At 68.4% G+C, this 26,576-nt stretch carries 21 protein-coding genes; 15 read left to right on the top strand and 6 right to left on the bottom strand.

The window, feature by feature from the left end; all coding sequences use genetic code 11:
• Positions 1-2 precede the first annotated feature (2 nt).
• A complete protein-coding gene (gene crtC, locus B5V46_RS17510; protein WP_080618100.1) occupies positions 3-878 on the bottom strand; it encodes a carotenoid 1,2-hydratase in 876 nt (291 codons plus the stop codon).
• A complete protein-coding gene (crtD, locus tag B5V46_RS17505; protein WP_080617779.1) occupies positions 875-2,410 on the bottom strand; it encodes a 1-hydroxycarotenoid 3,4-desaturase CrtD in 1,536 nt (511 codons plus the stop codon). Before crtD ends, crtC begins: the two co-directional genes overlap by 4 nt.
• 127 nt (positions 2,411-2,537) lie before the next feature.
• On the opposite strand from crtD, the gene B5V46_RS17500 reads away from it, so the two are divergent.
• From B5V46_RS17500 to dxs, 14 genes are all read left to right on the top strand, one after another.
• Complete coding sequence (locus B5V46_RS17500) at positions 2,538-3,407, top strand: polyprenyl synthetase family protein (RefSeq protein WP_080617778.1); 870 nt, start codon at positions 2,538-2,540, stop codon at positions 3,405-3,407.
• On the top strand, positions 3,404-4,549 hold the full coding sequence (locus B5V46_RS17495) for a methyltransferase (RefSeq protein WP_080617777.1): 1,146 nt from the start codon (positions 3,404-3,406) through the stop codon (positions 4,547-4,549). The genes B5V46_RS17500 and B5V46_RS17495 overlap by 4 nt, the downstream gene beginning before the upstream one ends.
• Positions 4,550-4,669: 120 nt before the next feature.
• The gene (bchC, locus tag B5V46_RS17490; protein ID WP_080617776.1) at positions 4,670-5,617 is read left to right on the top strand and encodes a chlorophyll synthesis pathway protein BchC; all 948 of its coding nucleotides are present in this window, start codon (positions 4,670-4,672) and stop codon (positions 5,615-5,617) included.
• Positions 5,607-6,611 (top strand): chlorophyllide a reductase iron protein subunit X, encoded by a 1,005-nt coding sequence (locus tag B5V46_RS17485; protein WP_080617775.1) that lies wholly within the window; start codon positions 5,607-5,609, stop codon positions 6,609-6,611. The genes bchC and B5V46_RS17485 overlap by 11 nt, the downstream gene beginning before the upstream one ends.
• Complete coding sequence (locus B5V46_RS20025; protein ID WP_196774289.1) at positions 6,598-6,756, top strand: hypothetical protein; 159 nt, start codon at positions 6,598-6,600, stop codon at positions 6,754-6,756. Before B5V46_RS17485 ends, B5V46_RS20025 begins: the two co-directional genes overlap by 14 nt.
• The gene (gene bchY / locus B5V46_RS17480) at positions 6,753-8,333 is read left to right on the top strand and encodes a chlorophyllide a reductase subunit Y (protein ID WP_080617774.1); all 1,581 of its coding nucleotides are present in this window, start codon (positions 6,753-6,755) and stop codon (positions 8,331-8,333) included. The genes B5V46_RS20025 and bchY overlap by 4 nt, the downstream gene beginning before the upstream one ends.
• Positions 8,333-9,817, top strand: a complete 1,485-nt coding sequence (gene bchZ / locus B5V46_RS17475; RefSeq protein WP_080617773.1) for a chlorophyllide a reductase subunit Z — start codon at positions 8,333-8,335, stop codon at positions 9,815-9,817. The genes bchY and bchZ overlap by 1 nt, the downstream gene beginning before the upstream one ends.
• Complete coding sequence (pufQ, locus tag B5V46_RS17470; RefSeq protein ID WP_080617772.1) at positions 9,814-10,035, top strand: cytochrome PufQ; 222 nt, start codon at positions 9,814-9,816, stop codon at positions 10,033-10,035. The genes bchZ and pufQ overlap by 4 nt, the downstream gene beginning before the upstream one ends.
• Before the next feature lie 122 nt (positions 10,036-10,157).
• Positions 10,158-10,304 (top strand): light-harvesting antenna LH1, beta subunit, encoded by a 147-nt coding sequence (pufB, locus tag B5V46_RS17465; protein WP_042458389.1) that lies wholly within the window; start codon positions 10,158-10,160, stop codon positions 10,302-10,304.
• 16 nt (positions 10,305-10,320) lie between these two features.
• Positions 10,321-10,485 (top strand): light-harvesting antenna LH1, alpha subunit, encoded by a 165-nt coding sequence (gene pufA / locus B5V46_RS17460; RefSeq protein ID WP_042458393.1) that lies wholly within the window; start codon positions 10,321-10,323, stop codon positions 10,483-10,485.
• Between the two features lie 146 nt (positions 10,486-10,631).
• The gene (pufL, locus tag B5V46_RS17455; RefSeq protein ID WP_075783879.1) at positions 10,632-11,486 is read left to right on the top strand and encodes a photosynthetic reaction center subunit L; all 855 of its coding nucleotides are present in this window, start codon (positions 10,632-10,634) and stop codon (positions 11,484-11,486) included.
• A 2-nt stretch (positions 11,487-11,488) separates the two neighbouring features.
• Complete coding sequence (gene pufM / locus B5V46_RS17450; protein WP_080617771.1) at positions 11,489-12,457, top strand: photosynthetic reaction center subunit M; 969 nt, start codon at positions 11,489-11,491, stop codon at positions 12,455-12,457.
• A gap of 2 nt (positions 12,458-12,459) precedes the next feature.
• The gene (pufC, locus tag B5V46_RS17445; protein WP_080617770.1) at positions 12,460-13,530 is read left to right on the top strand and encodes a photosynthetic reaction center cytochrome PufC; all 1,071 of its coding nucleotides are present in this window, start codon (positions 12,460-12,462) and stop codon (positions 13,528-13,530) included.
• Between the two features lie 183 nt (positions 13,531-13,713).
• Positions 13,714-15,642, top strand: coding sequence for a 1-deoxy-D-xylulose-5-phosphate synthase (dxs, locus tag B5V46_RS17440; RefSeq protein ID WP_080617769.1), 1,929 nt, complete (start codon positions 13,714-13,716; stop codon positions 15,640-15,642).
• 80 nt (positions 15,643-15,722) lie between these two features.
• Here dxs and B5V46_RS17435 read toward each other — a convergent pair whose 3' ends face one another.
• Both B5V46_RS17435 and B5V46_RS17430 read right to left on the bottom strand, forming a co-directional pair.
• On the bottom strand, positions 15,723-15,911 hold the full coding sequence (locus B5V46_RS17435; RefSeq protein WP_080617768.1) for a DUF2783 domain-containing protein: 189 nt from the start codon (positions 15,909-15,911) through the stop codon (positions 15,723-15,725).
• Complete coding sequence (locus B5V46_RS17430; protein WP_080617767.1) at positions 15,908-17,461, bottom strand: FAD-dependent monooxygenase; 1,554 nt, start codon at positions 17,459-17,461, stop codon at positions 15,908-15,910. Before B5V46_RS17430 ends, B5V46_RS17435 begins: the two co-directional genes overlap by 4 nt.
• 327 nt (positions 17,462-17,788) lie before the next feature.
• On the opposite strand from B5V46_RS17430, the gene bktB reads away from it, so the two are divergent.
• Positions 17,789-18,964 (top strand): beta-ketothiolase BktB, encoded by a 1,176-nt coding sequence (gene bktB, locus B5V46_RS17425; protein ID WP_080617766.1) that lies wholly within the window; start codon positions 17,789-17,791, stop codon positions 18,962-18,964.
• 98 nt (positions 18,965-19,062) lie between these two features.
• Here the strand turns inward: bktB and pbpC are convergent, their stop codons facing one another.
• Both pbpC and B5V46_RS17415 read right to left on the bottom strand, forming a co-directional pair.
• Positions 19,063-21,096: a penicillin-binding protein 1C gene (gene pbpC, locus B5V46_RS17420; RefSeq protein ID WP_080617765.1), complete on the bottom strand. Its 2,034-nt coding sequence runs from the start codon at positions 21,094-21,096 to the stop codon at positions 19,063-19,065.
• Positions 21,093-26,561, bottom strand: a complete 5,469-nt coding sequence (locus B5V46_RS17415; RefSeq protein WP_080617764.1) for an alpha-2-macroglobulin family protein — start codon at positions 26,559-26,561, stop codon at positions 21,093-21,095. Before B5V46_RS17415 ends, pbpC begins: the two co-directional genes overlap by 4 nt.
• Positions 26,562-26,576 lie beyond the last annotated feature (15 nt).

The following is a 26,576-nucleotide window of genomic DNA, read 5'->3' as shown; positions in this document are numbered from 1 at the left end:
CCCTAGGTCGGAAATCTCCATCCTGGCTTGCGCGGAACCTTGACCGCCAGCATTGGCTTGATCAGCGGACTGGCGAAGCGGTCAAGGTCGAGCGCTTCATGCACGCCCACGACCTCTTCGCCGAATATCCTGGTGCGGACCGCCGAGCGGCAGTAGAAGGGCGCATCCAGCATGTCATGCACCTGCCGTGGCCTGTAGCCGGGATCGGCCCGCGTTTCGCGCCGGACCAGCCATTTCGACCGGGAGAAACGCGTCCGCGGCGGAGCCTCCACCACCTCGGCCCGGCCGTCCGCGTCGAAATGCACGCCCACTGCCAGCTCCGAGCCGTCCCTCACCGAGGCATCGTAGAAGCACCAGGCGCCGTTCGCCTTGGTCGGGAAGCGCCCCCAGGTCCAGTAGCTGAAATCGTCCTCGAGCGCGGCGGTGCCGAAATTGGCGTCGAAATAGCCGTGGCCCTTCCATTGCCAGCCGGGCTGGTTCAGGTCGACCTCGATCTCCGAGGACGGTGCGAAGGGGCGCCAGACATGGCTGCCATCGGCCTTGAGCGGCAGTTCGACCCCGGTCACGGCCGAGGGAGTGACCGTCACCCGGCCCTTCAACCGGCTCATATGCGGCCAGCTCATCTCGTCGATATCGAAAACCAGCTTGCCACCGGCCCAGGTCAGCTTGGAGGGCCCGACCTCGAACGTGTCCCGGCTCTGGCGCAGCGCGCCGCGGCCGCGATCGGTCATCGTCCAGCGCCCGCCCGGCCCGTAGGTCGCGACATTGATGCAGCAGTGGTTTTCCGGGCTTTTCCGGCCCGACCAGCGATACCAGGGCGAGAACACCGAGCCGATGAAGGAGATGATCGAGATCGACCGCTCGCCGTCATGGCTTATGCCGTCGATATACCACCAGGCATAGCCGTTCGCGGGGACATCGAGAGCGAAGCACGGTCCGTCAAGATCGCCTCGGCCGCGTGCCGTCCGGAGAGGGTTGCCATCGGGATGCCCGCGCCGGGATGCGTCCCGCCCCCCGCCAGATAGAGCCCCGCGACTTTCGTCCGTGCCGTCGGCCGCTTCAGCGCCGCCGTCAGCCCGTGCGGGCTCCGCCCGTAAAGGGATCCGTCCGAGGCCGGAAACAGTTTCGCGAACTGGCGTGGCGTCGTCAGCGCCTGACTCCCTGGCCGCGGATCGAAGGTCAGCCCGAACCGGGCCAGCGTCTGGAAGGTGCGTGTCCGGCACGTCTCTTGCTCCTCGTCCGTCGGGTCTGCCCCGTCATCGACGGGCGGCCCGTTCATGATGATCTCGAACCGTTCCAGCCCTTCGGGGCTGCGGCCCGTGCCGCGGTCCTGAGCGCAGATGTAAAGCGTCGGATCCTCGGGCATCTGCCCGGCCGCGATGGGGTCGAATTCCGTGTGAGCGTCCTCGCAGAAGAAGACATTGTGATGAACCATCTCGGGGCCGTGCGGCACTGCGGCATAGGACCACACATAGGCCGAGAGGCTGCGCGGGCGGATCGCCTCGGGGGCCACCGTCTCGCGCAGGCCCTCGCCCAGCAGCCCGGCCGCCAGAGCAGCCGGGTCGCCGTTGAACACCACCGCATCGGCTGCCAGCCGGGCGCCGCTGTCGAGATGCACCGCTGCCGTCGCACCGCGCTGGATCTCGATCCGGGTGGCGCGGCTCCCGAAGGTGAAGCGCACGCCCTTGTCATGGGCCAGCTGTTCCAGCGCGCGGGCCAGCCGGTGCATGCCGCCCTCGACCCGCCAGACGCCCTGTTCCTCGGCGTGCCAGATCAGCGACAGCAGCGCGGGCGAGCGGAAGGGCGAGCCGCCGACATAGGTCGCGTAGCGCCCGAAGAGCTGGGCCAGCCGCCGGTCGGAAAAGTCCTTGCCCAGGGCCTTTGCCAGGCTCCGGTGCGGCGCCATGTCAAGCGCCAGCCAGGGATGGGTCATAACATGCCGGGTCAGGGCTCCCTGCGAGGGTTCGGCCGCGCGCATCATCGGCGCGTCGAAGGCGCGGTAGAGCCGCTCGGCCCGGCGGCAGAAGGCGCGGAACTCCTTCTCTGCCCGCGCGCCCGCGAAGCGGCCCACCGCATCGGCGCTTTGCTCGCGCGAGGCGAAGAGATCGAGCGTCGAGCCGTCCGGCCACCAGTGTCGTGCCAGGATCTCCTCGCGGTGCAGGGTGACATAGTCGGACAGCCTGGCGCCGACGCTGTCGAACAGCTCCTCGAAGACCGGGCGCAGGGTCATCACCGTGGGGCCTGCATCGACCGGGCCTGCATCGCTGGCAAAGGTGCGCATCTTGCCGCCGGGTACCGGTGCGCGGTCGACGACCTCGACCTCGAACCCGCCATGGGCCAGCCGGATCGCGGCTGAAAGCCCGCCCATCCCGGCCCCGATCACGACGACTTTTCCCGCCGATCCGGCCATTTTTGATCCACCTCAAGGAATGTTGACTCGGGACCATAGACTGTCCACCCTGATTTACAATCTTGAATGTCTCGCCGTCCTGACAGCTGCGTGGAGGGGCGGCGGGCCGAGCATTGGGGAGCCGTTCATGGACATTTCGGCGCGAATCGAGGCCGCGATGCGGCAGGCGATTGCCGAGGGGCAGGCAGGGGCCGCGCCCGGCAAACTGGCATCGGCCTTCGAATATGCCCTGACGCCCGGCGGCGCCCGGATCCGGCCGACGATCTGCCTCAATGTCGCGCGCGCCTGCGGCGACGACCGCCCGGCGCTGGCCGATGCCGCCGCGATCTCGATCGAGCTGATCCATTGCGCCAGCCTCGTGCATGACGACATGCCCTGTTTCGACGATGCCGATATCCGCCGCGGCAAGCCCGCCCTGCACAAGGCCTATGGCCAGCCGCTGGCGCTTCTGACCGGCGACAGCCTGATCGTCGCGGGCTTCGAGGTGATCGCGCGGGCCGCGCATCACGACTGTGCCCGCGCGGTCGAGCTGATCCGCATCCTGGGCCAGCGCACAGGCATGCCCTATGGCATCTGCGCGGGGCAGGGCTGGGAAAGCGAGGAAAAGATCGATCTCTCGGCCTATCACCGGGCCAAGACCGGCGCGCTGTTCATCGCCGCGACCAGCATGGGCGCGGTGGCGGCCGGCCAGCCGGCCGAGCCCTGGGAAGAGCTGGGCGACCGCATCGGCGAAGCCTTCCAGGTGGCCGACGATCTGAAGGACGCGCTGCTCGATGCCGAGGCGATGGGCAAGCCCGCGGGTCAGGACGCGGCCCATGGCCGCCCGAGTGCCGTGACCGCGCTGGGCGTCGAGGGCGCGGTGCAGCGTTTCCGCGATATCCTGTCGGGCGCCATCGCTTCGATTCCCTCTTGTCCGGGCGAGGCCGATCTGGCGCGGATGGTGCGCCACATGGCCGAGCGGCTGATCCCCGAACCCGCGCGTCAGCCCGCCGAATGACCGAGATCCTCTCCGGCCCCGGACCTGAGCCAAGGCGCGGGTCCGGCTGGCGCCGCTGGCGCAACCGCAAGATCGCAAGCCCGGGCTTTCAAAGCTGGGCCAGCCGGTTCTTCCTGACCCGCGGCCATGTCCGACGCGAGGGCGAGCGGATGTTCGACCTGGTCTCGGGCTTTGTCTACAGTCAGGTGCTGCGCGCCGTGGTCGAGCTGGACCTTCTGGAGGCCACCTGCGATGCGCCGCAAAGCCTCGCGGCGCTGGCCCATCGCGCGTCCCTTCCGGTCGACCGGATGGAGGTGCTGATGCAGGCCGGCACCGCGCTCGGCCTGTTCGAGCGCGTGGGCGGCGGCTATCAGCTTTCCGCGCTGGGCGCGGCGCTGATGGGGGCGCCGGGCGTGGTCGGCATGATCCGCCATCACGATGTCTTCTATCGCGATCTCGAGGACCCGGTGGCGCTTTTGCGCGGCGAGACCGACACGGAGCTGGCGCGGTTCTGGCCCTATGTCTTCGGCGCCGGCGCGGCCGAGGATCCCGAGACCGCAAGGCGCTATTCGGCGCTGATGGCCGACAGTCAGGCGCTGGTCGCCGAAGAGACCCTGCGCAGCGGCGCGCTGGACGGAATCGCGCGGCTGATGGATGTGGGCGGCGGTACCGGTGCCTTTCTCGCCGCGGCGGGCGCGGCCTGTCCCGGGCTGAAGATGATGCTGTTCGACCTGCCCGCTGTCGTCCCCGCCGCCGAAGATCGGTTCCGGGCGCTGGGCCTGTCGGAGCGGGTGACGGTGACGGGCGGCAGCTTCCGCGACGATCCCCTGCCCGAAGGGGCCGATGCGGTCTCGCTGGTTCGGGTCTGCTACGATCACTCGGACGAGACCGTGCGGGCGCTGATGGGGAAGATCTTCGGCACCCTGCCGCCGGGCGGGCGGTTGATCGTTTCCGAGCCGATGGCGGGCGGCGCCCGGCCCAACCGGGCGGGAGACGCTTATTTCGCTTTCTACTGCATGGCGATGCAAACCGGGCGGGCGCGGTCCCCCGAGCGTTTGGCCGAAATGATGAAAGAGGCGGGTTTCCAAGGGGTTGAGATGCCCCCGACGCGTCGTCCCTTCATCGCCTCGGTGGTCGTGGGGCACAAGCCCGGGGCGACATAATGGTCGGTGCGATCTGTCTAAAAAAGTTGACACTCGCACCTGTCCATTTAAACTGACAAAAGCCAATCACCAATGAGTGAGTCCCGTTCAAGCGGGCAAGCGTCAGGAAGGGAGATGTCCATGGAGACGACCGCTGTCATCCTCCGGGGGCCTCGGGAAATCGGTCTCGGCAAACTCGGCCTGTCGGAGCCCGGACCCAGGGATCTTGTGGTCGAGATTTCCCATTCCGGCATTTCCACCGGCACCGAGAAGCTTTTCTATACCGGCGAGATGCCGCCCTTTCCGGGGATGGGCTATCCGCTGGTGCCGGGCTACGAATCCGCGGGTGAGGTGATCGAGGCCGGGTCCGAGACCAATTTCAAGGTCGGCGAGCATATCTTCGTCCCCGGCGCCAATTGCTACGAGGGCGCGCGTGGCCTGTTCGGCGGCTCGGCCCGGCGGCTGGTCACCGATGCCAGCCGCGTGACCCGGATCGACCCGGGGCTCGGGCCGGAAGGCGCGCTGCTGGCGCTGGCCGCGACCGCGCGCCATGCACTGGCCGGTGTCGACAAGAAGATGCCCGAACTGATCGTCGGCCATGGTGTCCTTGGCCGCCTGTTGGCCCGCCTGACCATCGCCGCCGGCGCCCCCGCGCCCACCGTCTGGGAAATCAATCCCGACCGGCAGGGCGGCGCCATGGGCTATGATGTGCTGCATCCCGACGACGATCCGTGCCGCGACTACCGCACGATCTACGACGCCTCGGGCGTGGGCTCGCTGCTCGATACGCTGATCACCCGCATCGCCAAGGGCGGCGAGGTGGTTCTGGCCGGGTTCTATACCGACCCGATTTCCTTCGCCTTCCCGGCCGCCTTCATGAAGGAGGCCCGGCTGCGCATCGCCGCCGAATGGGAACGCGAGGACCTGATTGCAACGCGCCAGCTCGTCGAGTCGGGTGCGCTGTCGCTGGGGGGGCTGATCACCCACAGCGTTCCGGCGGAAAAGGCCGCAGAAGCCTATGACACCGCCTTCAACGATCCTGCCTGTCTGAAAATGATCCTGAACTGGGGAGCCGTTCATGACGCTTGACGTCCCGAATATCAAAGACATCGACCAGCGCCTTCGCGATGAGGCGAACGCGCCGCTGGACGACGAAATCCCCGTGTCCGAACCCACCAAGAAGACGCAGATCATCGCGATCTACGGCAAGGGCGGCATCGGCAAGTCCTTCACGCTGGCGAATCTGTCGAACATGATGGCCGAAATGGGCAAGCGCGTCCTGTTGATCGGCTGCGACCCGAAATCGGATACCACGTCTCTTCTGTTCGGCGGCAAGGCCTGTCCGACCATCATCGAGACCTCGACCAAGAAGAAGCTCGCGGGCGAAGAGGTCGCCATCGGCGATGTCTGCTTCAAGCGCAACGGCGTCTTCGCGATGGAGCTGGGCGGGCCCGAGGTCGGCCGCGGCTGCGGCGGGCGCGGCATCATCCACGGCTTCGAGTTGCTGGAGAAACTCGGCTTCCACGACTGGGATTTCGACTATGTGCTGCTCGATTTCCTCGGCGACGTGGTCTGCGGCGGCTTCGGCCTGCCGATCGCCCGCGATATGGCGCAGAAGGTGATCCTGGTCGGCTCGAACGACCTGCAATCGCTTTACGTGGCCAACAATGTCTGCTCGGCGGTCGAGTATTTCCGCAAACTCGGCGGCAATGTCGGCGTCGCGGGGCTGGTCATCAACAAGGATGACGGCACCGGCGAGGCCCAGGCCTTCGCCAAGGCGGTGGATATCCCCGTGCTGGCGGCGATCCCGCAGGACGAGGATCTGCGCCGGAAATCGGCCAATTACCAGATCGTCGGCACCCATGAAGGCCCCTGGGGCGATCTCTTTGCCGGGCTCGCCTCGGCCGTGGCCGACGCGCCGCCGATCCGTCCGGCGCCGCTGACCAATGACGGTCTGCTGGGGCTGTTCGCGCCCGAGGATGTGGGCGCCGATTTCGAACTGACCCCGGCGACCGATGCCGACATGCGCGGCAAGAACGCCAAGCCGAAGAAATCTCTCGAAGTGGTCTATGACGATGTTTGATCTCAATCAGATGTCCCGCTGGGACAATGTGCTTGAGGCCCTCTCGTGTCACGACGAGGACCGCGACCCCGCTGAAAACGCAGAACTCCAAGAGGCGCCGGCCGCGGAGGCCGCCGCGCCTGCGCGCGAACTGGAGGACGCATGACCGAAGAGGTCAAATATGACGAGGCCCACACCGCTGAGGTGATCGAGGGCACGCCCCGGGAGGCCGGAAACCCTCCCGAAGGCGCCGATCCTCGTCTGGGCGACGGCATGGGCTGCCATGCCGGAGCGGCCGAGATGGAGAAGGCGGCCCGCGCGGCGGGCGCCTCGGATATTCTCGACCAATATGCAAAGGACTACCCGCAGGGCCCGCATGACCGGCCGCAAAGCATGTGCCCGGCCTTCGGCAGCCTCCGGGTGGGGCTTCGGATGCGCCGTGTGGCGACCGTGCTGTCGGGCTCGGCCTGCTGCGTCTACGGGCTGTCCTTCGTGTCCCATTTCTACGGGGCGCGGCGGTCCATCGGCTATGTGCCGTTCAGCTCGGAGACGCTCGTCACCGGCAAGCTCTTCGAGGATATCCGCGACGCGGTGCATGAGCTGGCCGATCCCGACCGCTATGACGCGGTGGTGGTGACCAACCTCTGCGTGCCGACCGCCTCGGGCGTGCCGCTCCGGCTTCTGCCCGACGAGATCAACGGCGTACGAATCGTCGGTATCGACGTGCCGGGATTCGGCGTGCCGACCCATGCCGAGGCCAAGGACGTGCTGGCGGGCGCGATGCTCAACTACGCCCGAAAGGAAATCGAGGCCGGCCCCGTCGCGGCGCCCGAGGGCGGCGTGTCGGACCGCCCGACCGTGACCCTTCTGGGCGAGATGTTCCCGGCCGATCCCATCGTGATCGGGCAGATGCTCGACCCGCTGGGGCTGGCTTGCGGCCCGGTCGTCCCCGCCCGCGAATGGCGCGAGCTTTACGCCGCGCTCGATTGCGGCGCGGTGGCGGCGATCCATCCGTTCTACACTGCCGCCATGCGTGAATTCGACGCGGCAGGTCGCCCGATAGTTGGGTCGGCCCCGGTGGGACATGATGGCACAGCCGCCTGGCTGGCCGGAATCGGCGACGCCTTCGGGCTGTCGGCCGACAAGGTCGCCAAGGCCCAGAACATGTTCCTGCCCGCCATCAAGGGCGCGCTGGCCGGTGCCCCGGTGAATGGCACGATCACGCTGTCGGGCTATGAGGGCTCGGAGCTGCTGGTGGCCCGTCTTCTGATCGAGTCCGGCGCGAATATTCCTTATGTAGGAACGGCTTGCCCGAGAACCAAGCAGGCCGAGGCCGACCGTGACTGGCTGGAAGCCAAGGGCGTCAAGGTCGTCTTCCGGGCCTCGCTCGAGGATGACAAGGCCGCGGTCGACGCGATCCGGCCCGATCTGGCCGTCGGCACCACGCCCGTGGTGCAGCATGCCAAGGAGCTGGGCATCCCGTCGCTCTACTTCACGAATCTCATCTCGGCCCGTCCGCTGATGGGTCCGGCAGGCGCTGGCAGCCTTGCGCAAGTGGTAAACGCGGCCGTTGCGAACAAGGGACGCATGGCGTCGATGAAGGAATTCTTCGAAGGTGTCGGCGAGGGAGACACTGCGGGGGTGTGGGAAGGAGAACCGAATCTCCATCCCGAGTTCCGCGCTCTCCAGCAGAAGAAACTGGACAAGAAACGTCGCGCCGAGAAGGCGCAGGAGATGATCTGATGCTGGTCTTGGATCACGACAGGGCAGGGGGGTACTGGGGCGCAGTCTATGCGTTCTGTGCCGTCAAGGGCCTGCAGGTGGTGATCGACGGGCCGGTCGGCTGCGAGAACCTGCCGGTCACCTCCGTTCTTCACTATACCGACGCGCTGCCCCCGCATGAGCTGCCCATCGTCGTCACCGGTCTCGGTGAGGAAGAGCTGGGCCGCGAGGGCACCGAGGGCGCGATGAAACGCGCCTGGAAGACGCTCGATCCCGTGCTTCCCGCGGTGGTTGTCACCGGCTCCATCGCCGAGATGATCGGCGGCGGCGTCACGCCCCAGGGCACCAATATCCAGCGCTTCCTGCCGCGCACCATCGACGAGGATCAATGGGAAGCGGCAGACCGGGCGATGACCTGGATCTTCACCGAATTCGGCATGACCAAGGGCCGGATGCCGCCCGAGAAACCGCGCGAAGAAGGGGCGAAGCCCCGCGTGAACATCCTCGGGCCGATGTATGGCGTCTTCAACATGCCCTCGGACCTGGCCGAGATCCGGCGGCTGGTCGAGGGCATCGGGGCCGAGGTCAACATGGTGATGCCGCTGGGCGCCCATGTGGCCGAGATGCGGAACCTGGTGAATGCCGATGTGAACGTCGTGATGTATCGCGAATTCGGCCGGGGTCTCGCCGAGGTTCTCGGCAAGCCCTATCTGCAGGCGCCGATCGGCATCGATTCGACGACGAAGTTCCTGCGCAAGCTGGGCGAGATGCTGGGACTCGATCCCGAGCCCTTCATCGCGCGCGAAAAGCACTCGACGATCAAGCCGGTCTGGGACCTGTGGCGTTCGGTCACGCAGGACTTCTTTGCCACGGCAAGCTTCGCCATCGTCGCCAACGAGACCTATGCCCGCGGCGTGCGGCACTTCCTCGAGGCCGATCTGGGGCTGCCCTGCGCCTTTGCAGTGGCCCGCCAACGCGGCGCAAAGACCAACAATGCCGAGGTTCGCGCGCTGATGGGGCAGAAACGGCCGCTGGTCGTCTTCGGCTCGATCAACGAGAAGATCTACCTCGCCGAGCTGTCGGCCGGTCATGGCCCCAAACCCGCCTTCATCCCCGCGGGTTTCCCGGGTGCGGCGATCCGGCGCGCGACGGGCACCCCCTTTATGGGGTACGCCGGTGCCACGTATCTGGTTCAGGAAGTGTGCAATTCCTTGTTCGACGCGCTCTTCCATATCCTGCCGCTCGGGACCGAGATGGATTCGGCTTCTGCAACGCCGACCCGACTGCGGCGCGATTTTCCCTGGGATGAGGACGCCCAGGCACTGCTCGACAGGATCGTGGCCGAACACCCCGTCCTGACACGCATCTCTGCCGCGAAATCCCTGCGCGACGCCGCCGAGAAGGCCGCGCTCGAGCAAGGGGCAGAACGAGTGGTGCTTGAAACCATCGAGGCCCTGGCACCTTCAGGCTTCGCCCGCCCTTCTTCGAAAGGAGAGACGAAATGACTGACCAGACTTCCGACGTTCACCTGGTACGTGGCCACCGTCCGCCGAAGGCGGAGTTCATGGTCTATTTCACGATTATCTTCATCGCCGCGCTGCCGCTGGCCTTCATCGCCTCCTTCCTGGCGATGGTCCGGCAGGGCGACCTGAAGACCAAGGGGCCGATCGCCCGCGCCTGGAGCCAGGCACGGATCATCACCCCCATGATTTTCTCCGCCTGAGAAGGTGGAGTTCCGAAATTCGCCCACCCCCCGGTTGGGCGAATAGCCGGCAGGGATAAAACCTTGTCGGGACCCGGCCGCCGGGGTGCGCGGCATCAGTCTGACGATCCGGAGGAAAGTTAATGGCTGAATCTGACGTGTCGTTCACCGGTCTGACCGACGAGCAGGCGCAAGAAATTCACGCTGTCTACATGAGCGGGCTTTGGCTGTTCTCGGCCGTCGCCGTGCTGGCTCACCTGGCAGTGTACATCTGGCGCCCGTGGCTCTGAGAAGAGGACCTGAGAAATGGCTAAATTCTACAAGATCTGGATGATCTTCGACCCCCGTCGCGTGCTCGTTGCGCAGGGCGTCTTCCTGTTCCTGCTGGCTGTGATGATTCACCTCGTCCTGCTGAGCACGGACTACTTCAACTGGCTGACCATCGCCGCCGAGAAAGCCGCAGGCGCGTAAGCGTCCCCGTGGCTTCCGGATGTGAGCAGTCGGAAGTGACACCAAATGCTGCGGGCGGGAGCCCCGATCTCCCGCCCGCGGCAATCTCGAAGAACAAGGACGGCTGAGGCCCGGACGGACACGGCCGCCATTTGCGGAGACAGACGATGGCACTGCTCAGTTTTGAGAGAAAGTATCGCGTCCGTGGAGGGACGCTCATCGGTGGCGATCTGTTCGACTTTTGGGTGGGGCCTTTCTTTGTGGGCTTCTTCGGAGTGACGACGATCTTCTTCGCCACCCTCGGAACCGCCATGATCTTCTGGGGCGCCGCGCTTCAGGGGACATTCAACCCGCTGAAGATCCACATCGCGCCGCCGGATCTCAGCTATGGGCTCAGCATCGCGCCGCTCGCCGAGGGCGGGCTTTGGCAATTCATCACGCTCTGCGCTATCGGTGCGTTCGTGAGCTGGGCTCTGCGCGAAGTGGAGATCTGCCGCAAGCTTGGCATCGGGTATCATATTCCGATCGCCTTCAGCGTGGCGATCTTCGCCTATGTGACGCTGCAAGTGTTCCGCCCGATGCTGATGGGCGCCTGGGGGCACGCGTTCCCCTATGGCATCTTCACCCATCTCGACTGGGTGTCGAACACCGGCTACCACTATCTGCACTTCCACTATAACCCGTTCCACATGCTGGGCGTGTCGCTGTTCTTCGCCACCTGTCTGGCGCTCGCGCTGCATGGCGGTCTGATCCTGTCGGCCTGCAATCCGGAAAAGGGTGAAGAGGCGAAGACGCCGGATCACGAAGACAGCTTCTTCCGCGACCTTATCGGGTATTCGATCGGGACGCTCGGGATTCACCGCGCCGGCTGGCTTCTGGCCATCAATGCGGTCTTCTTCTCGGCGGTCTGCATCATCATCTCCGGTCCGCTCTGGACCGAGGGCTGGCCCGAATGGTGGACCTGGTGGAGCAACCTGCCGATCTGGCCTGAAGCCATTCCGGCTGTCCAGGGGAGCATGTAACCATGGCTGAATATCAGAACATCTTCACCCAGGTGCAGGTCCAGGGGCCCGGCGACTGGGGCATGGACAACGAGAACAACATGATGGAAGAGCGGGCCGCAGGCATCGGCCACTTCTCCATCCTCGGTTGGCTCGGCAACGCCCAGCTCGGCCCGATCTATCTGGGCTATACCGGCGTGATCTCGCTGATCGCGGGCGCCTTCGCGTTCCTCATCATCGGGCTCAACATGCTGGCCCAGGTCGACTGGTCGCTGGTGCAGCTGCTGCGGCAGGGCTTCTGGCTCGCGCTCGAACCGCCCTCGCCGGAATACGGCCTGCGCATTCCGCCGCTGAAGGATGGCGGCTGGTACATGATCGCCAGCTTCTTCCTGCTGATCTCGGTCTGGGCCTGGTGGGCACGTACCTACATGCTCGCCGTCGAGCACAAGATGGGCAAGCACATTGCCTGGGCGTTCCTGTCGGCGATCTGGCTGTTCATGGTGCTGGGCTTCTTCCGCCCGATCCTGATGGGCTCCTGGTCGGAAATGGTGCCCTACGGCATCTTCCCGCACCTCGACTGGACCACCGCCTTCTCGATCCGGTACGGCAACCTTTACTACAACCCGTTCCACGCGCTCTCGATCGCGTTCCTCTATGGCTCTGCCCTGCTGTTCGCGATGCATGGCGGCACCATCCTCGCCGTGACCCGCTTCGGCGGCGACCGCGAGCTGGAGCAGATCTACGACCGCGGGACCGCGTCCGAGCGTGCCGCCCTGTTCTGGCGCTGGACCATGGGCTTCAATGCCACCATGGAAGGCATTCACCGCTGGGCCTGGTGGTTCGCGGTTCTGACCCCGCTGACCGGCGGGATCGGCATCCTGCTCACGGGCACTGTCGTCGACAACTGGTATATCTGGGCCCAGGAGCACAACTTCGTCACGGAGTACACTCAGCCCTACGGCGTTGACGCCTATGTCGGGCAAGGAGGCTGATCATGATGCTTAAGTTCCCGAAATGGTTCTTCAAATGGAGTGAGGAGAACCCGACCGACCTGATGGGTCCGGCGATCCTCGTGGGGACTGTGGGCGGTGCAGTGGCGGTGGCTGCGATCATCGTGGCCTTCGGCAACCCCAATGCCACCATCGACCAGCAGACCGGCCCCCGCGGCATCGGGATGGCGGTGTCCAAATTCGTCAAGGACAACCCCCAATTCGATGTCTACGAGGCCGAGTATCAGGTCTTCGACCGGGTCGAGGCGCCGGAAGGCACCCCGACCGCGGCCGAGGCCTATGGCGACAGCGTCATCGCCTTCGGCGACATGGACCAGGCCAATTTCGACCAGCTCACCAAGGCGATGAGTGCCTGGGTCGGCACGGATGTGGTGCTTTATGACAATGGCGAGGTCGACGAGACCACGCTGGCGATCACCGAGAACTGCATCGAGGCGACCCAGTATCTCAACGACTCCTGGGACACGCACAACCTCGCCACCGAAGGCAAGGGCGTGAACTGCTACACCTGCCACCGGGGTCAGCCGACCCCTCCCGGCTCGTGGATGAAATCCGGCTACGTCAACAGTGCCATGGAAGGCTGGTCCGGCGTTCAGAACCGCCTGATCGTGGGCCGCAAATATACCGACAGCCAGTACACGTCGCTGCCGGTGGATGCGCTGGAAAAACTGCTGCTTGACGGCGAGACCATCAAGGTCACCGATACCGAAAGCCGCGTCGACCAGCAGAAGGGCGACCCGACCTGGCAGAATGCCGAACGCACCTTCAGCCTGATGAACCATCAGGCCAATGCGCTCAATGTCGGCTGCGTCTACTGCCACAACACCCGGGCCTTCTACGATCCGACCCAGGTGACGCCGCAATGGTCGGTCACGACGCTCGCGCAGCAGATGTCGATCGACATCAACCAGACCTTCTACGAGCCGCGCTCGGAGATCCTGGGGCATGAATCGGCCAAGGTTGACTGCATGACCTGCCACATGGGCGTCATCAGCCCGCTGAACGGCCATGACATGGTCGCCGAATGGCCGGAACTGGCCGCTCCGGCGGACTGATCCGAGACTTCGAAGGGGCGGCCGCAAGAGCCGCCCTTTCCCCTCATCGGGTCCCTGGCGGGGCCCGGTATTCGGGGCCTCCACACCCCGGTTCCCTTCCTGTCAGACACAGGACACTGGCGCCGTGTGGGGAACAGACCACACGGCGCTTTTTTCATAACGGAAACGCGCAGGAGACGACCCATGACAGTCAAGCCTCCGACCTCGACCCCGATCCTGGACCGTGTCGCCGGTCCTGCCGATCTCAAGGGCATGAGCCAGGCCGATCTGACGCTGCTGGCGCGCGACCTCCGCGAAGAGGTGATCTCGGTCGTCGCCCGGACCGGCGGGCATCTGGGCTCGTCGCTCGGTGTGGTCGAGCTGACCGTCGCGCTGCATGCCGTCTTCAACACGCCCTTCGACAAGCTGGTCTGGGATGTCAGCCACCAGTGCTATCCGCACAAGATCCTGACCGGGCGCCGCGACCGGATGCATACGCTGCGTCAGGGCGGCGGGCTTGCCGGGTTCTGCAAACGCTCGGAAAGCGACTATGATGCCTTCGGCGCCGGCCACAGCTCGACCTCGATCTCGGCGGCGCTCGGCTTCGCTGTCGGTCGCGACATGGGCCAGCCGACGGGCGATGCCATCGCGGTGATCGGCGACGGCTCGATCAGCGCCGGCATGGCCTATGAGGCGCTGAACAATGCCGGGCATGAAAAGCGCCGCCTCTTCGTGATCCTGAACGACAACGAGATGTCCATCGCCCCGCCCGTGGGCGCGATGTCGAAATATCTCTCGGGGCTCTATCACGAGACGCCGCTGGGCAAGCTCAAGGACATGGCCGAGGATTTCGAGGCCGCGCTGCCCGGCCCGATCCGCGAGGGCGCGCGCCGCGCGCGTCAGCTCGTCACCGGCTTCCCGGGCGGCGGGACGCTCTTCGAGGAACTGGGCTTCGACTATATCGGTCCGATCGACGGCCATGACATGAGCCAGCTGCTGACGGTGCTGCGCGCCGCCCGCGCGCGGGCCTCGGGACCGGTCCTGATCCATGTCTGCACCGTCAAGGGCAAGGGCTACCGGCCCGCCGAGACCTCGGCCGATCGCGGCCATGGCGTGTCGAAATTCGATGTCGCCTCGGGCACGCAGAAGAAAAGCGCCCCCAATGCGCCCTCCTATACCTCGGTCTTCGGCCGGACCCTGACCGACGAGGCCGCGCGCGACGCGAAGATCGTCGGCATCACCGCCGCGATGCCCTCGGGCACCGGGCTCGACATCCTGCAGGACCGTTTCCCGAAACGGGTCTTCGATGTCGGCATCGCCGAACAGCACGCGGTGACCTTCGCGGGCGGTATGGCGGCCTCGGGGCTGAAGCCCTTCGTCGCCATCTACTCGACCTTCCTGCAGCGCGGCTATGACCAGATCGTCCATGACGTGGTGCTGCAGAAACTGCCGGTCCGCTTCTGCATCGACCGCGCGGGGCTGGTGGGCGCCGACGGTTCGACCCATGCCGGCGCCTTCGACGTGGCCTTCCTGTCGAACCTGCCGGGCATGGTGGTGATGGGGGCGGGCGACGAGGCCGAGCTTCGCCACATGGTCGCCACCGCCGCCGCCTATGACGAGGGCCCGATCTCGTTCCGCTATCCGCGCGGCGAAGGCATGGGCGTCGAGATGCCCGAGCGCGGACAGGTGCTGGAAATCGGCAAGGGCCGTGTCATGCGCGAGGGCAGCAAGGTCGCGCTTCTGTCCTTCGGGGCGCCTCTGGTCGACTGCTTCGCGGCCGCCGATGCGCTCGAGGCGCGGGGCGTCTCGGTCACCGTCGCCGATGCCCGCTTCGCCAAGCCACTCGATACCGATCTGATCGCGCGGCTGGTCAGGGAGCATGAGGCGCTGGTCACCGTCGAGCATGGCGCCGAGGGCGGTTTCGGTGCGCTGGTCCTGCACTGGCTGGCCCGGACCGGGCGGCTCGATGGCGGGATCTCGGTGCGCACCATGACCCTGCCCGATGCTTTCATCGAACAGGCGAGCCCGGCCGAGATGTATGCCGAGGCAAAGCTGACCGCGCAGGACATCGCCGCGACCGCGCTGCAGGCCCTGGGGGTCGCCCCCGGACAATTCGGTCAGGTCAGCGCCTGAGCCCGGAGCCGGGACCAAAGCTCTCCGCGACGGGGCCTCGTCCGGGAAACCGGGCGGGGCCCTGCCGCCTGCGCAAGGGTTCAGCTGCCGCGGGCCAGTTCCAGTGCCTCGGTCAGGGTCTCGCGGTCGCCGACATGGTTGGCGAGGATCAGGATCAGCCGCGCGTTCAGCGCCTGGCTTTGGGTTTCCGACAGCCCGCGATGGGCGGCCAGCAATTCGGCATAGAACCCGTCGGGATCGGGCAGGTTCGGATCGGTGGTCAGCTTCATTCCCGTCCCTCCCACATCGCCCGCAGCGCGGCCGTGATCTCGCGGGGCCCGGCCGTCACCCAGCGCGCGGCCACCACCCGGTCGGGCCGGATCAGGTAGATCGCCCGCTCGGCATCGCCCAGATAGCGCGCCCGGAGCGTGGGGTCGGCCCGGAGCACCAGAGCCGGAACTGGCAGGCCCTCGGGTGCGGCGCAGTTGATCGCCAGCACCATCGCTCCGGTCCCGGGCTCGTCCAGCAGCCAGCCGGTGCCGATCCGCGCCTCGGGGGCGGCCGCACCGGGCCGGGCCCCGACGGGCAGCAGCGGGTCGTCGGGCGCGCCGGTCCGATAGATGCAGGGCAGGGCCAGCCGCCCGGCATTGACCCATTCGCGGGCGAAGGCGGTCTCGCGCGCCAGCGCCAGCACCTGGTCCCGGAACAGGCGTTCGATCCCGGGAGCGGGCGAGATGAAATCGGCCGCCCGGATGGAATCGCGCAGGTTTTCGTCGGCGGCCTGTACCCGCTCGCGGTTGTAGCTCTCCAGAAGCCGCTCATCGGCGCGGCCCTCCAGCACGGCGGCCAGCTTCCAGCCCAGATTCTCGACATCCCGAAGCCCGCCATTGGCGCCCCGGGCCGAGAAGGGCGGCACCAGATGCGCGGCATCGCCGAGGAAGATCACCCGGCCATGCACGAACTCGGCCAGCCTGCGGCTCTGGAAGGTGTAGACCGACACCCATTCGAGGTCGAAATCGGGGCCGACCACGGCCTGGATCCGCGGGATCACCCGTTCCGGCCGGACCTCTTCGGCGGCATTTGCATCGCGGCCGAGCTGCAGGTCGATGCGGTAGATATTGTCGGCCTGCGGCATCAGCATCGCCGACTGGCCGGAATGGAAGGAGGGGTCGAACCAGAACCAGCGCTCGGCCGGGAAATCGGCCTCCATCTCGATATCGGCGACCAGAAAGCGCTCTTCGTGCGAGGCGCTGCCCTCGAAATCCAGATCCAGCAGCGCGCGGGTCAGCGAGCGGGCGCCGTCGCAGGCCAGCAGATAACCGACGCTCAGCCGGTAGGAGCCGTCCGGCGTTCTGACCGTCAGCTCGACCCCGTCCCCGGTCTGATCGACGCCGGTCAGCCGGTTGCGGAAGCGCAGATCGATCAAGGGCTCGGCCAGGGCGCGCTCGATCAGGATGTCCTCGACATGGTATTGCTGCAGATTGGCGAAGGGCGGGAAGCGTTCGGCGCCGGTTTCGGCCATGTCGAAGCTGAAGATCTCTTCGTCACCATGGCTGATTCGCCCGATGCTCCAGGGCACGGCCCGCGCCATGATCTTCTCGAAGATGCCGAGCCGCGCGAAGAATTGCAGGCTGCGCTGCGACCAGACAATGGCGCGCGAGCCGACCGCGAGCGAGGATTTGTCCTCGAGCACCACCGAGGCGATGCCGAGCCGCGCAAGATCCAGCGCCATCGCCAGCCCGACCGGTCCCGCGCCCACCACGACGACACGGTGATGCGGCTCCGGCCCGCTCAGGCCGGGCGGAGCGGAATAGGGAAGCGGCTTGCTGTCATAGGCCATCACGCATCCTCCAGAGGCGGCGCGTTGCCGGGCAGGCCCGGGGCGGCGCGTCGGCGGATCCGGAGGCACGAAAGCGCGATGATTCCGATGCGACCCGCAGGTCGCCGCGGACGGCCCCTCTCCTCATCGCAGTCTCCCACACCGGTTCTTGTTCTTATCCGCTGTTCGGGGGGTAACCTCTGCTACTCTACAGGGCTCTGCAACCGGTTTTTTCAGACTGGATTTACAGCCCCGCCACGGTCAGGCTGACGCTTGTGGAGCGCCGGGAAGCCGGGCGGGTGGCCGGGGAGGCGGCCCGTCGGCGGATCATGTGGGAGGAGCTTGAAGATGAGCGGAATAGTGATCCTTGGAGCGGCACGGACCGCGATCGGCACATTCGGGGGCAGCCTTGCGGGCGTGCCGCCGATCGCGCTTGGCGCGACGGTGGCGAAGGCCGCGCTGGCGCGGGCCAGGCTTCCGGCCGACCGGGTCGGGCACGTGGTCTTCGGCCATGTCATCAATACCGAGCCGCGCGACATGTATCTTGGCCGGGTCGCGGCGCTGGAGGCCGGCGTGCCCGACACGGTGCCCGCGATGAATGTCAACCGGCTCTGCGGGTCGGGGGCGCAGGCCATCGTCTCGGTGATGCAGGCGCTGATGCTGAACGAGGCCGATTTCGGGCTGGCGGGCGGGGCCGAATGCATGAGCCGCTCGCCGCATATCCTGACGGATGCGCGCTGGGGCCGGAAGATGGGCGACAGCGCGGCCGGTGACATGATGCTGGGCGCGCTGAGCTGTCCGTTCGGGTCGGGCCATATGGGCGTGACCGCCGAGAATGTGGCCGAGGCCCATGGCGTGTCGCGGGCAGATCAGGACGCCTTCGCTATGCAGAGCCAGGAGCGCGCCGCCTGGGCCATCGCCGAGGGGCGGTTCGATGATCAGATCGTGCCCATCGAGGTGCAGCAGCGGCGCGAGACCGTGGCCTTCCGGGTCGACGAGCATCCCAAGGCCACGAGCCTCGACGGTCTGGCGGGGCTCCGTCCCGCCTTCCGCAAGGACGGCACGGTCACGGCGGGAAATGCCAGCGGCATCAATGATGGCGCGGCTGCCGTGGTTCTGGCCCGCGAGGAGGCGGCCGGGGCGGCCGATCTGGTGCCGCTGGCCCGGATCGTCGGCTATGCCCATGCCGGGGTGGCGCCCGAGGTGATGGGGATCGGGCCGGTGCCCGCGGTCGAGGCGCTTTGCGCGCGGACCGGGCTGAAGGTCGGGGATTTCGACGTGATCGAAAGCAACGAGGCTTTTGCCGCGCAGGCGCTGGCGGTCAGCCGGATGCTGGGGCTCGACCCGGCGAAGGTGAACCCCAATGGCGGAGCCATCGCGCTGGGCCATCCGGTCGGGGCGACCGGCGCGATCCTGACGGTGAAGGCGCTGTACGAGCTGGACCGGAGCGGTGGGCGCCTGGCGCTGGTGACCATGTGCATCGGTGGCGGTCAGGGGATCGCGCTGGCGCTGGAACGGATCTGATCCGGCGGAGGCCCCTTTCGGGGCCAGTCTCTCACTGGGGCGCGCCCCTGCCGGGCGCGCCGTTTCGGGTATTTTCGCCAAGAAGAAGACCGGGATTGTCAGTCGGTCAGGTGCAGGCGCGCGCGGACGGCGTGCCCGGCGGCGTCGATGGCCGAGAGGATGACGAAGCCCGGGCCGGGCGCAGGCAGGGCGGCGGTTCGGTGTCTGAGGCCGGTGGCGAGGGGGCGGCCATCGGCCAGCAGGGTGAAGGGAGGCGTGCCGCCCTCGATCTTGACCGTCAGGGGCGCGCCGTCGAGCGCGAGATCGGCGCCGTCGGGCGGGAAGGCTAGGCGCAGCATGTCGGCGCCGGGCGTCTCGCCCGGCCGGGCGAAGTGGCGGAGCGGTGCGGGCAGGGCGCTGTTTGCAGCGATCAGCGTGCCGGGCGGGGGCGGCGGCAGCGCCTTAGGCGGCCCGAGCCGGGCGAAGGCGTCGAACAGGAGCGGTGCCGCCCGGTCGGCGCCGAAGGCGCCCGGCACCGGGGTGCCGTCGGGGCGGCCGATCCAGACCGCCACCACATGGCGCCCGTCGAAGCCCACCGCCCAGGCATCGCGGTGGCCGTAGGAGGTGCCGGTCTTGAAGGCGATCCGGCCCTGGGGGGCGCTGGCGGGGGCGGGCACCCCGCGCAGGATGTCGCCGACCTGCCAGGCGGCTTCGGGGGTCAGGACCGGCGGGCCATCTGTTGCGGGCACAGCCCCCATGCGCCAGTGCAGAGGCACCGGGCGCCCGCCCTCGGCCAGCGCGGCATAGAGCCGGGCGAGATCTTCGAGCGTGAGGCCGAGCCCGCCCAGCGCGATGGCGAGCCCGTGTGCGCCGTCGGGCAGGGCGGGCCTTGCGCCGGCGCGTTTCAGCCGGGCCAGCAACCGGGCCGGGCCGAGTGCCTCGGTCAGGGCCACGGCGGGAATGTTGAGCGAGGCCTGAAGTGCCGCACGGACCGGCACGGTGCCGCGGTAGCGGCCGTCGAAATTCGACGGGCGGTAGCTGCCGAAGGCGGTCGGGCGGTCCTCGATCAGGGTTTCGGGATGGGCCAGCCCCTCGGCAAAGGCCAGGCCGTAAACCAGCGGTTTCAGGGTCGATCCGGGCGAGCGCGGCGCCAGCGCCATGTCGACGAAGCCGTCGCGGGCGGTGTCGGTGTAATCGGGGCTGCCGATCTCGGCCAGGATCTCGCCGCTGCGGTGATCGGCGACGATCAGGGCCGCCGAGAGCCGGGCACCCATCGGGCGGACGGTGTCGCGGACAAGCGTTTCCAGCCGCGCCTGCAGGCCCGCATCGAGGGTCAGGCGATGGAGGCGCGCCCCCGGCTCGGCGGCGCGGGCGCGGTCGGCCAGATGGGGCGCAAGCTCTGGGAAGGGGCGGCGGGTTACAGGAACCGGGCTTCGGGCGGCGCGGGCGGCGGTCTCGGCGTTCAGAACGCCCGCTTCTGCCATCCGCGAAAGCACCCGGTCGCGGGCGCTCCGGGCGGCGTCGGCCGCGCGGTCGGGGCGGCGGGTCTCGGGCGATTGCGGCAGCGCGACCAGAAGCGCCGCCTCGGCGGGGCTCAGGCGTGCGGGCGGCTTGCCGAACCAGGCGAGGCTGCCCGCTGCGATGCCTTCGAGATTGCCGCCGAAGGGGGCGTGGGCGAGGTAAAGCGCGAGGATGCCGTCCTTGCCGATCCGTCGCTCCAGCGCCAGCGCCACCCGCATCTGCCGGAACTTGCCCGCCCAGCGCCCGGTGCCGCTGTCTTCCAGAAGCCGCGCGGTCTGCATCGACAGGGTCGAGCCGCCCGAGACGATCCGGCCATGGGTCAGCGCCTGGCCCGCCGCACGCGCGAGTGCCAGCGCGTCGATGCCGGGATGGGAGCGGAACCGGCGGTCCTCATAGGCGACGAGCATCCTGACATAGAGCGGGTCGACTTGGTCGGGACTGGCCGCGAGCCGCCAGCGCCCATCCTCGACCGTATAGGCGCGCAGAAGCCTGCCTTTCCGGTCTAGCACCTCGACCGAGGTCTCGGCGGTCAGCGGCGGCAGTACGGTCGCGTCGATCCAGGCGTCGGTTGCATCGCGTGCGGCGGCGCCGAGAAACAGCACCGCCGCCAGCGCGGGCAGGAGTGCCCTCATGGCGTGACGCTGGCACGACCCGCATCACTCCAGGCGCGGCGGTCGGGGCGATACATGTCCTCGACGCTGGCCGCAGGGGCGCGATAGCTGCCGGGCGCGGTCGCGCGCAGGATATAGGCCAGCCGGACCGCGTCGGTCGACCCCCAGTCGAGCGCGGCAAGGAAGCGGTCCTGCCGTGCCTCGCTGTGGCGCACCTCGGCGGTGGTGCCAAGCCAGTCGAGTGCCCGGATGTCGCCCGCCCGAAGCAGGTTCGGATTGTCGATCTCGAAGCCCGCCGGGATCGGGTCGGCGATCATCAGCCTCGCCCGGTCGGAGGAGAAGGGCGTGACCTCCAGCACCGTCACGATCCGGGTGCCCTGCGCCACGGCATCGAGCGTGACCGGATCGCCCTCCAGCGTATAGTGCTGCCGCGAGATGGCATAGCCGTTGCCGCCCGCGGGCTCGGGCACCTCGGGCACGCCGAAGCTGGTGACGGTCAGCGTCTCGGGGCGGCCGCTTTCATTGCCCAGCACCACCGGGCCGTCGCCCTGCCTCAGCGGCCGAACCAGAGGCCCCGTCAGGGGCGCGCCGTTCAGGGTGAAGCCCTCGGCGCCGGGACGGTCGATCAGTTCATGGGTGGCCAGCAGCATCCAGCTCGCTTCCTGGGTCGAGAGCGGCCGGTCGGTCGCTGCCAGATAGCCGGTCAGCGCATCGCGGTCGACGGCGCTACTGCCCGCCGCGAGGGCCAGCGTCAGAAGCCCCGCCGCGTCGCGCAGATCGGTGCCGTAATCGGCGCGCCAGACCGGGGGCTCGTCCCGGCCGATCCGCCCGGCCATCATCCGGGCGGCGCGGGCGAACATCAGATCGGCCCGCGTCGGGTCGCCATAGGCGGCCAGCGCCGCGCCAAGCTGTCCGGCGGCCAGCGGCGTCGCGAAGGCCTCGGCCCTGGTGTCGGCATAGTAGCGCAGGTCCGCCATCGCGGCCTTGCCCTCGCGCGCCAGCACCATCAGCGCATAGGCGATATCCTCGCCGCCATCGTCGAAATCGGGCGCGTAATTGACCCGGTTCTGCAGGTTGTCGAGCGCCATTCCGAAGGCCCGGTCGGGCACCGTCACGCCCTGCGCGCGGGCGCGCGACAGGAAATCGGTGACATAGGCGTCGAGCCAGAAATCGCCCGCACCCGGGGCCCAGAGCCCGAACCCGCCCGAGGGCGACTGGTTCGCCAGCACCTCGGTCACGGCCTTGTCCAGCCGGTCGGCCAGAGGCTCGCCGCTGCCAAGTCCCAGCACCTCGGCCAGCTGGTCGAGGTAAAGCAGCGGCAGCGCCTTTGACGTCACCTGCTCGGTGCAGCCATAGGGATAGCGGTCGAGGCCGGCCAGCAGCCCCGCCGCATCGAGCCGCGCGATCGGGCCAAGCGCCAGAGTCGCGCGCCCGGTGCCGGGCAGCATGCCGGCGAAAAGCGCGTCATCGGCGGTGAAGCTCTGCCCGTCGGCAAGGGTGAAGCGCGATTTCCGCACGCTCTCGGGATCGGTGACCTCGACCGGCAGGGTCAGGGTCCGGTTCAGCACCTTGCCATCGGGCGTGCTCAGCGCGACCTTTACATGCTGTACCCCCGGCGTGCCCGCCGTGATCGGGATCGAGAGCGCGGTCTTGCCGCCCTCGGCCAGTTCGACCGCCTCGGGGATCGCGGCCGGATCGAGGGTGACTCCCTCTCCGGTGACACTCAGCGGCATGCGGCCGGCCGGGCCCTCGGCATGGACCAGCTCCAGCAGCAGGCGGCTTTCGTCGCCGGGCGCGAGGAAGCGCGGCAGGCTGGCCGTCACCACCACCGGATCGCGGATCAGGATATCGGCCTCGGCCTGGCCGACCCCGGTCGGCGACCAGGCGACCGCCATCAGCCGGAGCGTGCCGTTGAAGGCGGGGATGTCGAGGCGGGCATGGGCGACACCGTCTTCGTCCACCGTCACCGGCCCCGAGAACAGCGCGACCAGTTCCTCGGTCGGGGGCGGCGCCTGACGGCGCATCCCGGCCGTGCCGTCGCCGCCCGAGCGCACCGTGCCCATGGCGCCGTTCAGCCCGTCGATGAGCCGCCCATAGACGTCGCGCAGCCCCATCCCGAGCTTTCTCTGCCCGAAATAATGGCCGTCCGGGTCGGGGCTGGCAAAGGCCGTGACGTTCAGGATGCCCAGATCGACGGCCGCGATGGTGGCATGGGCGGTTTCGCCCGGGGCGATGCCGTCGACCTTCAGCGCGATGTCGAGCGGCTGGCGCGGTTCGGCCTTGGCCGGGACCTCGAAGGCGGCCGCCAGCCGGTGCGGGCCGGGGTCGACTGCGGCATGGGCCAGCCCCAGCGCCCGGGTCGGGTTATGGCCCGCAGGCAGGTCCATCGGCCGGATCAGGGTCGTGGCGACATAGGCCCCCGACCCCCAGTCGTCGGTCACGGGCAGGCGGACGACGTTCTCGCCCTCGGTCAGCTCGACCGGCACCATGTCGATCAGCCGGTTCGACATCACCGTCACCAGCCCCTTGCCCGGCTGGCGCGGCACGATCCTCAGCGTCGCGGTCTCGCCGGGGCGATAGGCGGGCTTGTCCAGGGACAGCTCCAGCATGTCGGGCGTGGTGCTGGCATCGGCGGGCGCGTACCAGCCGGCATCGAAGGCCACCGCGGCCTCGGCCCAGGCGCCCTCGCGGCGCTCGGCCACCAGCTCGTAGCGCCCCCAGCGCACCGGCACCGCGACCGAGGCACGGCCGTCCTCGGGCCGGGTCTCGCCTTCGGAGATGCGCTCGCGGGTGGTGATCGGCTCCCACCGCCAGTCGCCATCGACGCGGTACCACTGATAGCGGGTCTCGACCCGGTTCAGCGCCCAGTGGAGCGGCGTGTTCTCGGGACGGCCGTCGGCGCCGAGCGCGATCAGATCGAACCCGGCCTCGGCGCCCTCGGGCAGGTCGCCCTCGAAGCGCGGCCTGATCCCGACCATCGGGCCGGATGGCGCGACGGGGCGGGTGAGGCTGCGCTCGACCGGGCGGCCCGAGCCTTCGGACAGGCGCAGGGTGATCCGGGCCTCGACCGGTTTGCCCTCGGTCCTGAGGGTCGGCAGGGACAGCCCGATCCGGGCCTGGCCCGCCGCATCGGTACGGCCGGTGTCATCGATCGCGGCCATCGCTGGCGCGACCGAGGCGTCGTAGCGGCCGAAGACGAAGCCCGGATAGGCGGGCAGAGCGGAGACGGCGGCCAGTTGCACCTCGCCCTCGATGGGCAGATCGGCGCCGGGTGCCCCGAACAGATAGCGCGCCTCGACCGACAGCATCGGCGGGGCGGCCGGGTCGATGGGCGCCTCGGGCAGGCCGAGCTCGAAATCGATCCGTTCGGGCAGGAAATCCTCGACCAAGATCTTGGACGAGGCCAGCGCGGGCGCCTCGGGATCGGCATAGAGATCGAGTTTCCAGGTGCCGCGCGGTGCGGTCCCGGCGATGTCCAGATCGAAGATATGGCCCCCCGCGATACCGCCCTGCGACAGCTGGCGGGCATGTTCCAGCCCGTCGGGGCGCGTCAGGATCGCGGTCAGCGGCAGATCGGCGATGGCCTCGGCGCGGTCGTCGCGGGCCAGTGCGGTCGCATGAACGGTCTCGCCGGTGCGGTAAGCGCCGCGATCGGTGGTCAGGAAGACATCGATGGGCGGCGCGGGCTCGCGGCCCTCGACGCCCCGGTCCGAGAGGTCGAATTCGGGATCGGTCAGCGACAGGAAGGCGATATCGGCGTCACCGTCCCCGGCGGTCAGCATGGCGGGTGCGGCGCCCGCGCGTCCGCGCGTGAGCCCCGGTTCGAATCGCGCATAGCCTTTGGCGTCGGTGGTGGCCTTGCCCAGCACCTCGTTGGCGCGGGACAGCAGCGAGACCTCGACCCCGGCCTTCGGCTCGGCACTGCCGAGGCTGCGCACGAAGACATGCAGCCCGTCGGTGCCGCTCATGCTGGCAAGACCCAGATCGGACAGAACGAACCACTGGGTCGCGGCGGGCATCTCATAGGGATCCTCGCCCGGGATCGCGGCGCTCAGCGCGTAGACCCCGGCGGGCTGGCCCGCCAGCGCGGCATCGAGCGGCAGCCGGGTGGTCACGTCGCGGTTCAGATCGCTTCCGACCTCGGCGCGGCCCGACCAGACCTTTTCGGCCAGATCGGTCGAGACGGTGTCTTCCTGCCAGGGCGAGATCGCCTGGCCGAAATAGCCGTCCTGAACGGCGCGCAGCAGGTTGCGATCCGACATCCGGTAAAGCGTCAGATCGAGACTGCCGGAATTGACGGTGACGACGGGCAGAGCGGCGCCGCCCGTCTTCGGCAGGACATAGGCGCGGCCCGGGAACCGGACCGAAGGGCTGCGGTCGCGGACATACTGGGTCAGCGTCACGGGCTTTGCCAGCGTCTCGCCGCTTGCGGCGTGCAGACCGGCGCGGAAGGTCAGCCGGTAGCGTTCGCCATGCTTCACCCCCTCGACGCAAAGCCGGCGGTCCTCGGCGGTGACGGCCAGTCCCGGGTCGGGCAGTTGCACGAAGGGGGCGTAGTCGATCCGGGCCTTGACCAGATCCTCGGAGAACTCGGCGCAGATCCGGGGCCGGGCGGCATCGCTTTCGACCACGGTATCGGTGATCCGGAAGCCGTATTTGCCGATGGCCTCGTCGAGGCGGGCCTGCCGCTCGTCCCGCGGCGCGAGCGCCTCGGCCAGCCGCAGCGCCGGGATCATGTCGCGGCCGCGCCCCAGATCCTCGAGCGCGCCGGCCATCACGTCCAGAGCCCGCGCGCGGAGCGCCGGGACGCTGCCGCGCAGATAGGCGTTGACCGATGCCGAAAGGGCGTCCTGGCGGACCCGGCGCCGGGCGGAGCGGTCGTCGGGCGAGAGCGCGGCCGTGGCGGCGGCATAATCCGTCCAGGCGGCGGCATCGTCGCGCAGCGCGACCGCGGCGCCCAGCAGCCGGCGCGCCTCGCCCGGGCGGTTCGCGGCACGGGCAGAAGCTGCCGCGCGGCGCAGCTCGTCCAGCGTGGCGTCGTCGACGGGATGGTCCTGCGGCAGTTTTTCGGCCTGACGGCGGGCCTCGGCCAGATCGCCGCTCTGCAAGAAGCTCAACTCGGCGGCACGGGCCGGGGCGGCAGCGAGGGTCGCCGGGTCGGTCGCCACGATCCGCGCCGAGACCGCGCCCGCATAGGGGGTGGGCTGACCGGTCCGGGCCTTGGGAAAGCAGGCATCCGAGCGGGCATTGAAGGTGAAGGCCGCGCAGCGCGCATCGCTCAGGCAGGCCCGAAGGCAGGCGGGCAGATCGGTGTCGAGCAGTGTCCTGAGATCGCTGCCCGGAAAATCCATGTCGCGCCAGAGCACCGCGCGCCGGTCAGGCAGCGGATTGTCGGAGGACCGGGCCGAGGATTGCGCCGCGGCGCCGGTCGCGAGGCTCGCAAATGCGCTGAGGGCAAGCGCCAGAAGGGCAGCAGAACGGGCCATCGCGGCCTCCCGATC

This window comes from Rhodovulum sp. MB263 (assembly GCF_002073975.1).
In the GTDB taxonomy this organism is placed as follows: Bacteria; Pseudomonadota; Alphaproteobacteria; order Rhodobacterales; family Rhodobacteraceae; genus Rhodovulum.
Note: the sequence above shows the minus strand (reverse complement) of the source record. Positions and strands in the feature narration are given on the sequence as shown.

Bases quoted from the DNA above. Each gene is read 5' to 3' on its own strand.
- crtD (WP_080617779.1), bottom strand. From the start codon at position 2,410: ATGGCCGGATCGGCGGGAAAAGTCGTCGTGATCGGGGCCGGGATGGGC.
- B5V46_RS17500 (WP_080617778.1), top strand. From the start codon at position 2,538: ATGGACATTTCGGCGCGAATCGAGGCCGCGATGCGGCAGGCGATTGCC.
- B5V46_RS17495 (WP_080617777.1), top strand. From the start codon at position 3,404: ATGACCGAGATCCTCTCCGGCCCCGGACCTGAGCCAAGGCGCGGGTCC.
- bchC (WP_080617776.1), top strand. From the start codon at position 4,670: ATGGAGACGACCGCTGTCATCCTCCGGGGGCCTCGGGAAATCGGTCTC.
- B5V46_RS17485 (WP_080617775.1), top strand. From the start codon at position 5,607: ATGACGCTTGACGTCCCGAATATCAAAGACATCGACCAGCGCCTTCGC.
- B5V46_RS20025 (WP_196774289.1), top strand. From the start codon at position 6,598: ATGACGATGTTTGATCTCAATCAGATGTCCCGCTGGGACAATGTGCTT.
- bchY (WP_080617774.1), top strand. From the start codon at position 6,753: ATGACCGAAGAGGTCAAATATGACGAGGCCCACACCGCTGAGGTGATC.
- bchZ (WP_080617773.1), top strand. From the start codon at position 8,333: ATGCTGGTCTTGGATCACGACAGGGCAGGGGGGTACTGGGGCGCAGTC.
- pufQ (WP_080617772.1), top strand. From the start codon at position 9,814: ATGACTGACCAGACTTCCGACGTTCACCTGGTACGTGGCCACCGTCCG.
- pufB (WP_042458389.1), top strand. From the start codon at position 10,158: ATGGCTGAATCTGACGTGTCGTTCACCGGTCTGACCGACGAGCAGGCG.
- pufA (WP_042458393.1), top strand. From the start codon at position 10,321: ATGGCTAAATTCTACAAGATCTGGATGATCTTCGACCCCCGTCGCGTG.
- pufL (WP_075783879.1), top strand. From the start codon at position 10,632: ATGGCACTGCTCAGTTTTGAGAGAAAGTATCGCGTCCGTGGAGGGACG.
- pufM (WP_080617771.1), top strand. From the start codon at position 11,489: ATGGCTGAATATCAGAACATCTTCACCCAGGTGCAGGTCCAGGGGCCC.
- pufC (WP_080617770.1), top strand. From the start codon at position 12,460: ATGATGCTTAAGTTCCCGAAATGGTTCTTCAAATGGAGTGAGGAGAAC.
- dxs (WP_080617769.1), top strand. From the start codon at position 13,714: ATGACAGTCAAGCCTCCGACCTCGACCCCGATCCTGGACCGTGTCGCC.
- B5V46_RS17435 (WP_080617768.1), bottom strand. From the start codon at position 15,911: ATGAAGCTGACCACCGATCCGAACCTGCCCGATCCCGACGGGTTCTAT.
- B5V46_RS17430 (WP_080617767.1), bottom strand. From the start codon at position 17,461: ATGGCCTATGACAGCAAGCCGCTTCCCTATTCCGCTCCGCCCGGCCTG.
- bktB (WP_080617766.1), top strand. From the start codon at position 17,789: ATGAGCGGAATAGTGATCCTTGGAGCGGCACGGACCGCGATCGGCACA.
- pbpC (WP_080617765.1), bottom strand. From the start codon at position 21,096: ATGAGGGCACTCCTGCCCGCGCTGGCGGCGGTGCTGTTTCTCGGCGCC.
- B5V46_RS17415 (WP_080617764.1), bottom strand. From the start codon at position 26,561: ATGGCCCGTTCTGCTGCCCTTCTGGCGCTTGCCCTCAGCGCATTTGCG.